The 13,872-nt window shown below is 45.3% G+C and carries 11 protein-coding genes; 4 read left to right on the forward strand and 7 right to left on the reverse strand.

The window, feature by feature from the left end; translation table 11 throughout:
• Positions 1-23: 23 nt before the first annotated feature.
• From msbA to rsmG, 6 genes are all read right to left on the reverse strand, one after another.
• The gene (msbA, locus tag ACS8E3_RS02955; RefSeq protein WP_439241056.1) at positions 24-1,808 is read right to left on the reverse strand and encodes a lipid A export permease/ATP-binding protein MsbA; all 1,785 of its coding nucleotides are present in this window, start codon (positions 1,806-1,808) and stop codon (positions 24-26) included.
• 198 nt (positions 1,809-2,006) lie between these two features.
• Positions 2,007-2,438 (reverse strand): ExbD/TolR family protein, encoded by a 432-nt coding sequence (locus tag ACS8E3_RS02960; protein ID WP_439241058.1) that lies wholly within the window; start codon positions 2,436-2,438, stop codon positions 2,007-2,009.
• 111 nt (positions 2,439-2,549) lie between these two features.
• On the reverse strand, positions 2,550-3,275 hold the full coding sequence (locus ACS8E3_RS02965) for a MotA/TolQ/ExbB proton channel family protein (protein WP_439241060.1): 726 nt from the start codon (positions 3,273-3,275) through the stop codon (positions 2,550-2,552).
• Between the two features lie 94 nt (positions 3,276-3,369).
• On the reverse strand, positions 3,370-4,554 hold the full coding sequence (locus ACS8E3_RS02970; protein WP_439241062.1) for a ParB/RepB/Spo0J family partition protein: 1,185 nt from the start codon (positions 4,552-4,554) through the stop codon (positions 3,370-3,372).
• Between the two features lie 160 nt (positions 4,555-4,714).
• Positions 4,715-5,494, reverse strand: a complete 780-nt coding sequence (locus ACS8E3_RS02975; protein WP_439241064.1) for a ParA family protein — start codon at positions 5,492-5,494, stop codon at positions 4,715-4,717.
• A gap of 170 nt (positions 5,495-5,664) precedes the next feature.
• Entirely contained in the window at positions 5,665-6,366 is a 702-nt protein-coding gene (gene rsmG, locus ACS8E3_RS02980; protein ID WP_439241067.1) for a 16S rRNA (guanine(527)-N(7))-methyltransferase RsmG, read from the reverse strand.
• 311 nt (positions 6,367-6,677) lie between these two features.
• On the opposite strand from rsmG, the gene ACS8E3_RS02985 reads away from it, so the two are divergent.
• The 3 genes from ACS8E3_RS02985 (at position 6,678) to ACS8E3_RS02995 (ending at position 11,459) form a co-directional block, all read left to right on the forward strand.
• Complete coding sequence (locus ACS8E3_RS02985) at positions 6,678-9,374, forward strand: Lon protease family protein (protein ID WP_439241069.1); 2,697 nt, start codon at positions 6,678-6,680, stop codon at positions 9,372-9,374.
• 207 nt (positions 9,375-9,581) lie between these two features.
• Positions 9,582-10,721 carry a helix-turn-helix transcriptional regulator gene (locus ACS8E3_RS02990; RefSeq protein WP_439241071.1) on the forward strand — a complete coding sequence of 380 codons (1,140 nt, stop codon included), beginning with the start codon at positions 9,582-9,584 and terminating at the stop codon, positions 10,719-10,721.
• 78 nt (positions 10,722-10,799) lie between these two features.
• The gene (locus tag ACS8E3_RS02995; protein WP_439241073.1) at positions 10,800-11,459 is read left to right on the forward strand and encodes a TerD family protein; all 660 of its coding nucleotides are present in this window, start codon (positions 10,800-10,802) and stop codon (positions 11,457-11,459) included.
• Between the two features lie 18 nt (positions 11,460-11,477).
• Here ACS8E3_RS02995 and ACS8E3_RS03000 read toward each other — a convergent pair whose 3' ends face one another.
• On the reverse strand, positions 11,478-12,461 hold the full coding sequence (locus tag ACS8E3_RS03000) for an ion transporter (protein WP_439241074.1): 984 nt from the start codon (positions 12,459-12,461) through the stop codon (positions 11,478-11,480).
• Positions 12,462-13,237: 776 nt separating this feature from the next.
• On the opposite strand from ACS8E3_RS03000, the gene ACS8E3_RS03005 reads away from it, so the two are divergent.
• Positions 13,238-13,870 carry an OmpW/AlkL family protein gene (locus ACS8E3_RS03005; protein ID WP_439241076.1) on the forward strand — a complete coding sequence of 211 codons (633 nt, stop codon included), beginning with the start codon at positions 13,238-13,240 and terminating at the stop codon, positions 13,868-13,870.
• Positions 13,871-13,872 lie beyond the last annotated feature (2 nt).

The raw sequence follows: 13,872 nt of genomic DNA on the forward strand, positions 1-13,872 counted from the left end.
ATAAATACAGCTATGGCTACGTACTACTCAAAATCACGCTCATACATCTGCGCGTAATAGCCTTGCTTTTGGAGTAGCGATTCATGCGTGCCAATCTCCACGATACGTCCACCGTCCATCACCGCGATGCGATCAGCGGACTCGATAGTGGTCAAGCGGTGAGCGATAACTAAGGTCGTGCGATCTTTCATGACATTATCGAGCGCTTGCTGGATATAATACTCCGACTCATTGTCAAGGGCGCTAGTCGCCTCATCTAGGATGAGAATAGGCGCGTCTTTTAGTAGCGCACGTGCAATTGATAAGCGCTGGCGTTGACCGCCAGAGAGCTGCAGCCCTTCTGCACCTATTTGGCTTTGATAGCCTTGCGGCATTTTCATAATAAAGTCATGCGCAAAAGCATCCTTTGCCGCGCGCTCAACCTCAGCTTGGCTCTTAGTCGCCAAACTACCATAAGCAATATTTTCAAAGACACTCGTATTAAACAGCACCACTTGCTGATTGACCATCGCGATCTGCGAGCGCAGGCTCTCTAAAGTAATATCCTCAATAGGCATGCCATCCATAGTAATCTGACCTGAAGATGTCGCTAATGTCCGCGTCAGCAAATTGACGAGTGAGGATTTACCAGCGCCACTGCGTCCGACTAGTGCCACTGTCTCGCCTGCCTTTACTTCTAAGCTAAAGTCTTGTAGCGCCACGGTTGAGTCAGGATAAACTAAGCTGACGTCATTCAATTGTAGAGCGCCTGAGAGCCTTAGACTTAAGGTGCCGGTATCTTGCTCCTCAGGCTCATCGATAAGGGCAAATATCGATTCACCAGCAGCGATGCCTTTTTGTAATTTTTGATTGACGTCTGTCAATGAGCGTACCGGCTTACTCAGTAGTCCAGCTGCGGCAATATAAGAGATAAACTCCCCTGCTGAGATGTTATTGATAACTTGCGGCCGCAATGCCAACCACACCACTACAGACATCGCCATCGCCATCAGTAGCTGCACTGCTGGAGTATTGATACTGTTAGTCACGACGACTTTCATGCCTTGGCGCAGGTTTTTCTTAGAAGTCTTATCGAAGCGCTTGGACTCATAAGCCTGACCGCCATAGTTTTTGACCACCTGATAGCCACCAATGACCTCATTGGTAATGTGACTGACATCACCCATCGTTTGCTGAATGCCTTTTGAAAGCTTAAGATAGCGCTTAGAGGCGATGCGGATCAGCCATAAAATAGGTGGTAAGACTAAGAACAAAATCAGGGTTAAACGCCAATTGCTATAAAGTAAAAAACCCACTAAGGCCACAACAGTCAGACCATCGCGTAACAAGGTTTTCATAGAGTCCGTGCTGGCAGCGGTGACTTGCTCCACATCGAAGATAAGCTTTGAAGAGATGGTGCCGGCAGGATTCGCCAAATAAAATGAGCTTGGTAGGCGCAAAAGCTTATTAAACACCTCTACTCGCAGCTCATAAACTAAGTTTCTAGACACTAGCGCTGAATAATAGTTCCCTAAAAAGCTTCCGACGCCGCGCACAAAGAATAGACCGATAATCAATAAAGGAAATAAATTTTGTTTGGCTTGGTCATTTTGATTAATAGCGTCGGTGATGTACTGCAGCAACTTAGCGATCCAAATCTCAGTAGCCGCATTGATAGCAAAACCAACGACTGTCAGTAATAGCGCCCACCAATATGGCTTTAAATAACTCAGTAGCCGCAGTAAGGTTTTATGTTTGGGCGGTGCTACTCGCTCAGGCTTAGTTTTAGCCTTGTTGTTATGATTACGTAATAGGCGAGATTGGCTCATAAAAGCCCCAAGTTAAAACAAAATGAATTACTCTTACGAGAGCGGCTGAAAACTGCGACAAAGTATACCATCATGAGGGAGAGGATAGCTATGTCTGCAAAAGACTTCAGATCCAAGGTATGACAGACAAAAAACTCAGGATAAGTGCTCTAACTACTCATTGATAGCGCTTACTTTAGCCCTGTAATCTTAAGTGTTTTATTGCGGTAGCGGCTGACCTAAAGGCACGACGGTGCTGATATTAATATTCAAAAATCCCAGTTTGCCAGCGACGTCCATCACTTGTACTACTGATTGATGAGTAGCGTTTGCATCAGCAGCAATCACGAACAGTAGCTGACGATTACTCCCTGCTTCTTGCTGAAGTAAACTGGTCAATTCCGCCGCATTGCTATTGGCAAGTGCTATGCCATTGACTAGATAACTACCGTCTTCTTGTACCGCCACCTCAATACTCTCTTGCTGCTCTACTACTTCAACGCCCTCTGCTTCAGGCAGAATAATATTGAGACGGCTAAAGTGATTAAAGGAGGTGGCGAGCAATAAAAATATAATCAAAAATAACAAGCAATCAATCATTGGCGTCAGATTAATCTCAAGCGGCTCGACAGTAGGCTTTCTAAAACGCATAGCAATCTCTTCGATGGTGCTAACTCTTTGATGGTACTAAATAGTATCAATATGTCAGTATTCAAAATTCAGTATAAAAATATCTATATCAGTATTGGCGCTACCCTCTAACTAAGACTCTAAGCTAACAGATTTGTGTAAAGTATGGTCATGGCTATGCGTGTGCTTAGAGTGCTCTGACTCAGCTTTAGCCGCTGCTAATAAAGGTGAGTCATGAGCGACATTTAGCAGCTTATAATCATAGAGCTCTTGAATCATCAGCCCCGCTTCAGTCTCAAAATGGGCATTGATATCAACGATACGCCGCTGAAAGTAACGATAGGCGACTAGTGCAGGTATAGCGACAATCATACCGGCAGCAGTAGTAATCAGCGCTTGCGAGACGCCAGCGGCCAGTAAGGTTGGATCTTGCATAGCGCCATCGGTAATGGCTAAAAACGAGGAGATTATACCCAGTACGGTACCTAAGAGACCTAATAACGGCGCTATGGCCCCTATAGTGCCGAGCATATTGATATTTTTTTCTAATTGATGAATCTGCACGCTAGCTCGGTTTTGCATGTGCATCGTCATAGAGTCAAGCCCATACTGGCGATAGAGCAAGCCAGTCGCCAATATGTCGCCTAGCGGGGTTTTTTCTTTGACATTAACCAGCTGTGTGCGCCCGATAGTACCATTCTCGCGTAAACGATTGATCAGCTGCTCACGCAGTTTTATTGGCACCACTTTATTGAACTGTAGAGTACTACTACGTTCAATGATAATAATAAGCGCCACGACTGAACAGACGACGATGGGCATCATTAACCAACCGCCTGCTTTTACCAACTCCCACATAAGGCTTCTCTTTTTTTTGAGATTTTTACTAAGCTTTATTTGCCAGATAGCTTCTAGGAACTATTAATGATAGCTATAGAGGCTAGAACAAAAACTAGCTTTGCACATTTAAATGTTTGATAAGAGCGGTCAGCTCGTCTTGATTGTGGAAGAATATCTCGACGCTACCTTGACCGCCTTTTTTGTGTTTCAGCTTCACCTCTGCCCCTAGCGCATCTGTTAAACGCTGGGTCAGGCGCTCGACATCGTGAATTTGCGAGGCGTCTTTATTTTTAGCTTTTTGGGTAGGCTGCAAAATGGACTTGACCAACTTTTCCGCCTCACGTACCGTCATATTCCCATCAATAATCTTTTGGGCAATGATCGGCTGCTGCTTGGCGGACAAAGCTAAAAGCGTACGTGCATGACCCATATCAAGCGCGCTATTTGAGAGATGGTCTTTGACTGTATCGTGGAGCTGGTTAAGGCGCAATAAGTTAGATACTGTCGTACGCGCTTTTCCTACTACCTCAGCGATCATAGCATGACTCATACCGAATTCTGTATGAAAGCGCTGAAGCGCCGCTGCCTGTTCGATAACGGACAAATCTTCGCGTTGAATATTTTCGATCAAAGCTAGCGCTATAGCGAGCTCATCGGACAAGGCACGCTCAATTGCCGGTATAACCGCTTTGTCTGCCATTTTAGCGGCGCGCCAGCGGCGCTCGCCAGCGATAATTTCGTGCGTGACCTCATCTGTACTTTTATCTTCATTGGCTAGTAGCGGTCTTATCACAATGGGCTGCATGACGCCGTGCTGCTCAATAGAAGAAGCCAGTTCTGCTAGCGCCGTCTCACTCATATCTCGGCGCGGTTGGTATTTACCCGCTTGCAGGCGATTGACATCTATTTGTACTAAGCTGATTTGATCTTCTGACGCTGTATTATCCTGCTCATTGCTGCGAGATTTATGATTACGCGTTTTAGCAGGGTTACGAGTAGCACGCACTGATCGCTTAGCTGGCTGTGGGGCATCATCTTGATTAGCAGCTATAGATTTTGTCGACGCTGCCTTTTCAATGACCGTCACATCATCGGTTGTAGGGGTTGTAGCGCTCTGATCTTTACGAGCAGTGTTATCACTTGCAAGGTCATCATTGGCAACATCGTTCTCAGCATTAACGGCGCGCGCTGCCATGTCATCTTGCAATGCTGAAGCGGTGATTTGCTTTTCTTTTTTTATTGACCCTAATAAGGCATCTAAACCTCGATTGGCAGCCAATCCTCGTTTTTTCGCCATGATTCCTTATCCTCTAACGCTACAATAAAAACCAAATGATGATAATGAAGACACCGACTCACTCTTTTTTCGATGCCATCATTTATAAAAATACTGCTCAAGACTAAATGTTTTAAATCTTTATCTCTAACAATTATTTATCTCTAAAGACTTTGTACCCTTAACTGCTTTGCTCGATGACTTCATCCGCAAGTTTTTGATAAGCTCTAGCGCCTTTGGACCAGCGCTCGTAAGCCAATACCGGTATGCCGTGCGCAGGCGCTTCTGCCAAGCGAATGTTTCTTGGAATATGGGTGCGATACATGATATCGCCAAAGTGCGCATCTAGCTCTTGAGAGACGTCATTGGCTAAGGTATTACGCGCATCGAATAAGGTGCGCACGACGCCGCGAATATGCAGCTTAGGATTAAGCTCAGTCAAGCGCTCAATCGTTTGTGATAAGTCAGCTAAACCTTCGAGCGCATAGTACTCGCACTGCATCGGGATAATCACCCCATCTGTAGCCACCAACGCATTCACCGTCAAAAGATTTAAGCTTGGTGCGCAGTCTAAAATGATGTAGTCGTAAGGCTGGCTTTGTTTATTCGCTTGCTCTGCGACTAAGTCGCTCAGGGCTGATTTTAGCAACTCATGGCTGTTGGTTTGCCCCATCAAAGTAATATCCATACCAGCCAGCTCACGATTTGCCGCGATGACATCGAACCCTGCTGGACTTTTAACTATTGACTCTTGCAGCGACACACCATCGAGCAGCACATCTGCTATGGTCAGCTCAAGCTCGTTTTTATGCAGACCGGTGCCGGTAGTCGCATTGCCCTGCGGATCTAAGTCAATCAGCAAAACATGCTTACGCTTATCGGCTAAGCTTGCGGTCAAGTTCACAGCCGTCGTAGTTTTACCTACGCCGCCTTTTTGATTCGCAATGGCTATGATTTCCATACACTCACTCAATTTATTAGGTCTATTACTGATATTTATATCAAAGTTTTTATCTTAATATAGTTTTAACGATAAAGTCGCCTTCAGCAAATATCGCCAAACTGTTATTAGCAAACTATGCTGCCTTATCTTGATCACGGCTGTTTTATCATACACAAAGTGGCGACAGCTTAGACACTTTTATTGGATAATTCAATTAAATGTCGGCTGTCATCCAAACGAGGCACGGTTAGTTTGATGGTTTTTATCTGCCATGCTGGCTTTAGAGCTGATAATTCATCGGTACTTGGCGCCTTGCCTTTCATAGCACATAGATAGCCTTGCTCGGCTAACCGCGGCTGCGCCACTGACACAAAATCTGTTAAGCTAGCAAAAGCCCGCGAGGTGACCACTTGATATTGTGCCTCATGTGCCTCAATACGAGCAGCGATAGGCTGCACATTATCCAGGGCAAGCTCACTGCTGATCTGCCTGATGAAACGAATCTTTTTTTGATTGCTATCGAGCGCGGTGCAGTGACGCTCAGGCTGACAAATGGCAATAATCACTGCCGGCAAGCCTGCACCCGTACCGATATCTAACAAATCCCCGGCTGGTAAATGCGCTATAATAGCCAAACAATCGATAACGTGTTTGGTAAGTGCTTCGACAGGATCGGTGATGGCGGTCAGATTATACGCTTTATTCCACAATAAAAGCTGATCTAAGTATAATAATAACTGGCGCTGCTGGGTATCGGTTAGCGTTAAAGATAACTGCTCAGTTGCCTGTGCCAAGATACCTGCCAGTAGCGGCAACTGCGAGCCAAGCTTTGCAAATCCAGTAGGGTCAATGGTAGGGCTAGCGGACGAGGAAGTGGCAGAAGCTGACATATAACACGTTATCCATTATTTATTTGAACCGATTATTTTATCATGCACCTCAACGCTTGAATAGTTATAGATTGCGTCAATCTTGGTCATCTTATACTATCTACCTTAACCTTACATTTAATCGTTAATACATTTAGTCCTGTTAGACAGGATGACTTTCGCTACTCATCACCTTTATCCCTTAACACCATTTATTTACCAAATTTCTTTTATCTAGATGATTACTATACCTTATGACCAAATCGTTCACTGCTGCTAGCAAACCATCGAATCTCTCAAATCACACAAATCATGATGAGGATAAAGCATCAATGCCCCCTCATCCTGTCTTCGCTGAAACCAAACAGCGCTGCCTGATCGATACCAAGCAGTTAAAGCGTTACACTAAGGCCAATCCTTTACCTAATGATACTCGTACTGCGCCCCCCTTAGATATCGGCTTCGGTCAGCAGCGCGCCCTCAAAGCCTTGCAGACTGCGCTAGATATCGATGCTAGTGGTTATCATGTATTTGCCGCTGGCGAAAACGGGCTTGGCAAACGTACCATCATCAGCCGCTTATTACAGCAAATCGCTGCCAAAGATGCCACGCCTAATGATTGGATCTATGTCCATAATTTTGCCGATCCGCGTACGCCTTTGTCTTTGCGCCTACCGGCAGGACAAGCTAAGCAGTTGCAGCAGCAAGTCAATAGCTTATGGCTACAGGCCAAAAAACGACTCAGTCAGCGCTTTCGTAGCGACTACTATCAAAGCCAGATCGAAGCGATTAAAAATGCCGCTCACGAAAAAGAAAACCATGCTTACGAGGCCTTAAATGCTGAAGGCAAACAATATGACTTAGCTTTGAGCTTTCGCGCCTCGGATAATAAAGCGGTGTTTGTGCATCCTAGTCAATTATCAGCAGCTGACGAAAGCTGCGCTGCTGATGTAGAAGAAAATGAATCTAATCAGCAAAATAAACCTAGCAAGCCTACGCAAGCCGAAAATAACAAAGGTCATTTCACTCACAAAAATCACATGCAAAAACGCTTCAATCAGCTGACCATCGCCTTAGAACAATTAGAAGATGAAGCCAACGACACGATTGAAACTCTACATCGTGATATCGCCCAGCGGACGCTGCAACCTTTATTCACTAAGATGCGCGAGCAGTTCGCAAGCCAACAAGCCGTGCTCGACTACCTGCAAGCGCTGCTTAACGACATGGTCGCTCACGCTCCGCACATCGTCAATGGTGATGATGAGGAGTTTGTTACCGCACTACTAGCCACCACACCGAGTCGTTATGCGGTCAACGTCATGGTCAATCATCAGCCTGATAGCGGCGCGCCGGTGATATTTGAAGACTTGCCGACTCATTTGAACCTACTAGGTCATGTGGAGCAAATCACTCAGTTAGGCACCGTGACAACCGATGTCAGTATGATTCGTGCAGGCGCGCTACATCGGGCTAATGGCGGCTATCTATTGTTAGAGGCCAGTCATTTGCTTGAGCATCCTTATGCTTGGCAAGGTCTCAAGCGCGCGCTGCAATCGCGTAAAATCAAGCTCTCAAGCCTTGAGCAAATGCTAACCTTGACCGGTAGCTTATCCTTAGCGCCTGTCCCTATTGATCTCGATGTGAAAGTTATCTTGCTGGGTGAAGCGGATCTATATTATGAGCTATTAGAGCTAGAGCCGGAGTTTGATGCAGTATTTAAGGTGCGCGCGGACTTTCATGACGATGTCATCCGCAGTCAAGAGCATGAACTGGCGCTAGTCGCTAAGATGGCTGATATTATCGATCATGCCAATCTTTATCCCTTCGATAGTCGCGCGCAAGCGGCGCTTCTTGAGCATTTAAGCTTGCAAGCAGAAGATCAAAACCGACTCAGTTTGCACAGTGATAGCTTGATCAAGCTGCTGCATGAGTCCCATCGTCACGCGCGCATAGATCATGAAAATTCTACGCAGCAAAACGCTAATGAAGCAGTCGTCAGTGCTCAGCATGTAGAGCAAGCCATTAGCGATATGGATGAACGCTCAGGATATCTTCGCGACTTGTACTGGGATGAGTTAAAAAACGGCCAACAGCTGATTCAAACGCAAGGAGTAGCGGTTGGTCAAGTCAACGCGCTAACGGTCGTCAGCTACGCCGATAGTGAGTTTGGTATGCCCGCAAGGTTGACGGCGGTGATTCAGCCTAATATTGGCGCAGGAGATATCTTAGATATCGAGCGCGATGTCGATCTAGGCGGCAGCTTACACGCTAAAGGCATGTTGATTATGACCAGCTATCTGCGTGCGCTCTTTAGTCAGCATCACGCGCTGAACTTTAGCGCCTCGCTAGCGTTTGAGCAAAGCTACGCTCATATCGATGGCGATAGCGCTACGGTGAGTGAGGCTTGTGCGCTACTATCAGCGCTCGCTGATGTGCCTATCAACCAAGCCTTGGCGATTACCGGCTCGATGAATCAGTTAGGCGAAGTGCAAGCCGTTGGCGGTATCAATGCCAAGATTGCCGGCTTCTTTGATGCTTGCCGCGAGCAAGCGCTGACAGGGCAACAAGGGGTGGTCATTCCTATGGCTAATATCAATCAGTTAATGCTCCGTGATGATATTATCAAAGCGGTCGAAGCTGGTAGCTTCTACGTTTACGGCGTGCGCACCATCAATGAAGCGCTCACTTTGATGACCGGTCTGCCCATTGACACTCTCAATAAAAAAGGGCGTTATCATAAAGACACTTTATTTGGCAAAATTTTGAGGCGGCTTATATCATGGGATGAAAGCCAAGCGGCAGATGAGCTGATCGAAGAGAAAAAGGCCGACAAAAAAGCCAGAAAAAAGCGCAAAGCCAAACGTCAAAAAAAGACAGACAAGCGCTGTGACGAGCTTAGCAAAAAACGGGATGATGGTAATACCAACCCTAGACAGGCAAAAGATGACTTAGAGCATAATGATAATGAAGATAGCGATATCTATGACAGCCACGACATAAGCGATGAGCCCTATGAGACAGATTAGGATAAACAATCGTCCCTAGACGCTAGTCATATTTTCTGCGATGATAAAACACTTTGATTAAGGCGGGTTGATTCGTATTGATTGAAACAAGTAAGACAGATTTGCAGCTATAGTCTATATTGAGACTGATGTCGATACTCATACTGATATTGAGCTAAAGCTTTAATCTTAAGATATCCAACTTGACTTTATATAGGTTATCAGCAAATGACTGCGCAAAATACTAAGGCGACTGACACCGACACCATAAAGAATATGAAAAACTCACTGACCGATTCTGAACCCGTCAATGCAGCTAGCGATCTTGTATCAGAGGTGGTGGCTGATTCGGTAGCTAGCCGCCATGGCGCCGCCACCACCGCGCGGCAGTGGCAAGTATTATCACAGCTACAGCGCAATCGCTGGGTCGGTACGACTCATATTTATGAGCAGCTAAAGTTAGCCGGATTTGATATTAGCTTACGTACGGTGCAGCGTGATCTCAATGCCTTAGCCAAGCGCTTTCCCATTGAGAAGAACAACGCCAATCCGCAAGGCTGGCGCTGGTGTGATGATGCGCCACTACAAAGCTTACCGCATATGAACCTATCGCAAGCGGTCGCCTTCAATATGGTCGAAGCCAATCTGACCCAGCTGCTACCGCCTGCTATCTTAGATGAGCTGTTTCCTTGGTTTGATTTAGCACGGCGACAGCTCAAAAATAGTAAAGTCACCCACTCTTGGATCGATCGAGTCCGTATTGAGCCGGCTACTCAGCCGCTAATCGCGCCGCCTATCGATATAGAAAGTAAAGATAACATCTATCACGCGCTATTTTATCAACAACAAATCAAAGCTCGTTATACTCGTAGCAATAAAAATGAGGCCAGCGAATACATCCTAAACCCTATCGCCATTATTCAGCGCGGGGTGATTATCTATCTACTGGCAACGCGCACGGATGATCCCGAGCTCATTATTCGTACCTTTGCCCTGCATCGTTTTGCTAGCGTTGAGATCCTAGAGACAAGTGCCATAACACCTGAAGACTTCTTATTGGATAGCTATCTAGATGCTGGCGGCATGGGCTTTAGCCATCCTCTGCTCAGTCAGTTACCCGATCATGGCAAAAATACCGCTGTTGAGCTAACCTTTACTAGGCGGGCGGGTAAAAGCTTGACGGAGAGCCAGCTGAGTGAGGATCAAACCGTTACTATCAATGATGACGATACTTTGAGCGTAAAAGCTACCGTCAATATGACTTCACAATTGGTCTGGTGGCTGCGCGGTTTCGGTGATGGATTACTGGCTGCCAAACCTGACCTTCTACATCAAGTAGTGTTAGGAAAAACTCATAATCCGCTATAAGCTATTAAGCTCAGCCTATTAGAGCAAGCCTAACCAGCTAAAAATATAATCTTAAACGGCCGTTATTGAAGGAAATTTATGTCAGCCTCTACCCCATCACTGCCTTTATCAGAGAGCTTAAGCGCTCTTGGTTTCGCTACGGATAGATTGTTTTTTGCGATGAATTATCAATTCACTCCGCCAAAAGCGACCGGACTGAAAAAACGGCTCAAACAAAATGACAAAGCTATCGATGTCGATATCGCCTGCGTGCTCTATGATGATAATTGTGTCATAGATGACATCGTTTGGTTCAAGCAGCTGCGCGATAAAGCGGAGTCAGTGCGGCATCAAGGCGATAGCTTAAATGGCAAAGATCGCGGTGAGCAAGCCCTCTATCATGCGCCATTAGATCAAGAACAAATCCGCTTATATTTAGATCACATTCCCGCTCATATTCGCCACGTGGCTATGATTGCCCATTCCTACAATGAACAACCGCTTGCAGGCGTAGAAGCAGGTGAGGTGCATTTAAGTGACGACGAATACAACCGAGCTTTTACCGTCGATCTAAAACACTTGCCGCGTGACTGCTACGGACTTTGGGTCGCAAACTTGCGCCGCGAGGTTGACGACTGGTATCTAACGGTCCAACAGCTGCCTCTAAAAGCTGAAAATATCGAAAAATTGGCGCAGCAAGTTGCCCACGAACTGGCCCGTGCGCTACCGATAGCGCAGCCAACGACAACTAGCCTTTAGATACCCAGAAGATAACCGTTAGCGTAATGACTCGCCGCAGTGAGGGCAGAAGTTTTTTGCTTTAGAGACTTCTTTTTCGCGGCGCTCAAGCTCCTGCTCACGCAATACTTGTAGAACAATATCCTGCGCTTGCTCTCTATCAAGACCTAGCTCGCGGCGAATTTTGTCGATCATCGTCTGATTTTGTACCAGATCAAAATCACTCTCAATCAACTGCTCACGAAAGTCTTGTTCTAGCTCATCACGGCGCTGAGCCAGCTCATTAGCAAGACCTGTCGCCAAGATACCTGCCGGTAGCGCCGCCAAGCCTACCCCCAAAATAGTGATGATAGCGCCTAGTATTTTACCGGCGTTGGTAATCGGCGTCACATCCCCGTAGCCAACCGTCGTTAAAGTCACAACCGCCCACCACATGGCTTTGGGTATCGACTCAAACTCCTCTGGCTGCGCGTGATTCTCAACCAAATAGATACCACTTGACGCCGTCACTATCATAATGATTAAGATAAAGATGACCGCTTGGAACGAGCCTTTTTCCTTACTGATGACTACCAGTAAGATACGCATTGAGGCAAAATAGCGAGTGAGCTTCAAAATACGGAACAAGCGCAGTATTCTTAGGAAGCGCAGATCGATAGTGACAAAAAAGTTTAAGAAAGCCGGCGCAATCGCAACCAAATCGACTAAAGCAGAAGGGCTTTTTAGCCACTCCCAACGTTGACGCCAAGTCGTATTATCAGGTTTGGCCTCGGCTACGCTCCATAAACGCAATAAATACTCTATCGAAAACACCACAATTGAGAAATTTTCAAATAAAGTAAAATACTCTTGATAAGGGTAATACCATTGATCAACAGACTCAGCAATCACTGCTGTGACATTGGCCATGATTAAGAAAATCAGAAAGTAATCAACACTACGGCTAAATAGCGTGTCATGTTCATCATTTTGCAAAACATTGTAAACGAAATGACGTAATTGCCGAATGGGATGAAAGGCCATGCTGATCCTTTTAACAAGAGCGATAGTTGAATAAAGAAGAGAAATTACGAATTATAAAGTTTACCACTCTAAGCGCTCAGCTGATATTTAACAAAACAAAACTCATAGAAAATAGCGACAGTTTTGATTAAAAGTTGTGAGCTTAGAAGATCGTCAAAACTAATCGAGAAGATCCGAAAGCTTACGAAAGCTGATATAGAATAACGAATCCATAAGATTAACCAAGAAAATCGGCTTAGATCAAGAGCTCATAATAGCTATAAATGAGTGTTAGCAGCAATATGATAACAACCACTAAACCTAATTGTAGAGCGCGCTGTTCTATAAGTGAGCTGCTATTGCTACTATCAGAGATTAATGCTAGACCGCATTGAGGGCAGCTATTACTCGTCTCATTTAAGATCGTCATTGACATCGCTTTGCTACAACGAAGCGGCGAATTACTACAATAGCCTGTCATCGGTTTCTCCTTATCTCAAAACCTCTATCAACACTTTATCTCAATCTCTTGAACTTCGTTATTTTTCTATTCTCATTACCTCTTTATTTTTATTATCTTTTTATCTTCAATAACCGTATAAATCCTTTGAGAACCTATCTCTAGGCCTTAATATATTGCTAGATTGTTTTAATCCACTACTCTTTGTAGGGTTTTTATATTATAATAAATACAAGATAAATACTTTATCTTATCACTGTAACATAGGATATCAGAACTGGTGTCATCCCTCACCAGTAATACGCTGATAATCATTTATTACCTCAAGGATCAAATGATGAAACTACAATCCCTAGTTTTAGCTGCTGCTACTGCCCTCACTATGACTTCTGCTTTTGCTGTACCTGCAGGTACTTGGACAGTTGCCGCTGGCGCTCACATGGTTGACCCAAAAAGCGATAACGGTACCTTAGCCGACGGTGCTTTTTCTGTAGAAGTTGATGATGATATTCGCCCAACCGTGAGTGGCGAGTATTTTGTCGCTAATAATGTCGGTATTGAGCTGCTAGCTGCTATTCCGTTTCATCACGACATTACTTTAACCGACGCCAATGGCGATAAGGTCGATGCAAAAACTCAGCATCTACCGCCTACGCTATCGCTGCAGTATCACTTCGATGACTATAACCTGCCTATGAATGTCAAACCTTTCGTTGGCGTTGGGGTAAACTACACCACTTTCTTTAAAGAAAGAATTTATCTAGGTAACGGTAACGACTTAGATATCGATGACAGCGTTGGGGTCGCCGGTCATATTGGTGTTGATATTCCATTCACGCCAACTGAAGCCTTCCGTATCGATGCGCGCTATATGGATATCGAGCCTGATGTAAAATTAAATGGCGGCGATATTGGCTCAGTAGACATCAGCCCTTGGGTTTATGGCGTTGCTTTCGTAAAAAGCTTCTAATA

The sequence above is a fragment of the Psychrobacter sp. 2Y5 genome (assembly GCF_051847375.1).
GTDB lineage: Bacteria > Pseudomonadota > Gammaproteobacteria > Pseudomonadales > Moraxellaceae > Psychrobacter.

Excerpts from the sequence above, each read along its gene's own strand:
- msbA (WP_439241056.1), bottom strand. The coding sequence starts at position 1,808 with ATGAGCCAATCTCGCCTATTACGTAATCATAACAACAAGGCTAAAACT.
- ACS8E3_RS02960 (WP_439241058.1), bottom strand. The coding sequence starts at position 2,438 with ATGCGTTTTAGAAAGCCTACTGTCGAGCCGCTTGAGATTAATCTGACG.
- ACS8E3_RS02965 (WP_439241060.1), bottom strand. The coding sequence starts at position 3,275 with ATGTGGGAGTTGGTAAAAGCAGGCGGTTGGTTAATGATGCCCATCGTC.
- ACS8E3_RS02970 (WP_439241062.1), bottom strand. The coding sequence starts at position 4,554 with ATGGCGAAAAAACGAGGATTGGCTGCCAATCGAGGTTTAGATGCCTTA.
- ACS8E3_RS02975 (WP_439241064.1), bottom strand. The coding sequence starts at position 5,494 with ATGGAAATCATAGCCATTGCGAATCAAAAAGGCGGCGTAGGTAAAACT.
- rsmG (WP_439241067.1), bottom strand. The coding sequence starts at position 6,366 with ATGTCAGCTTCTGCCACTTCCTCGTCCGCTAGCCCTACCATTGACCCT.
- ACS8E3_RS02985 (WP_439241069.1), top strand. The coding sequence starts at position 6,678 with ATGCCCCCTCATCCTGTCTTCGCTGAAACCAAACAGCGCTGCCTGATC.
- ACS8E3_RS02990 (WP_439241071.1), top strand. The coding sequence starts at position 9,582 with ATGACTGCGCAAAATACTAAGGCGACTGACACCGACACCATAAAGAAT.
- ACS8E3_RS02995 (WP_439241073.1), top strand. The coding sequence starts at position 10,800 with ATGTCAGCCTCTACCCCATCACTGCCTTTATCAGAGAGCTTAAGCGCT.
- ACS8E3_RS03000 (WP_439241074.1), bottom strand. The coding sequence starts at position 12,461 with ATGGCCTTTCATCCCATTCGGCAATTACGTCATTTCGTTTACAATGTT.
- ACS8E3_RS03005 (WP_439241076.1), top strand. The coding sequence starts at position 13,238 with ATGAAACTACAATCCCTAGTTTTAGCTGCTGCTACTGCCCTCACTATG.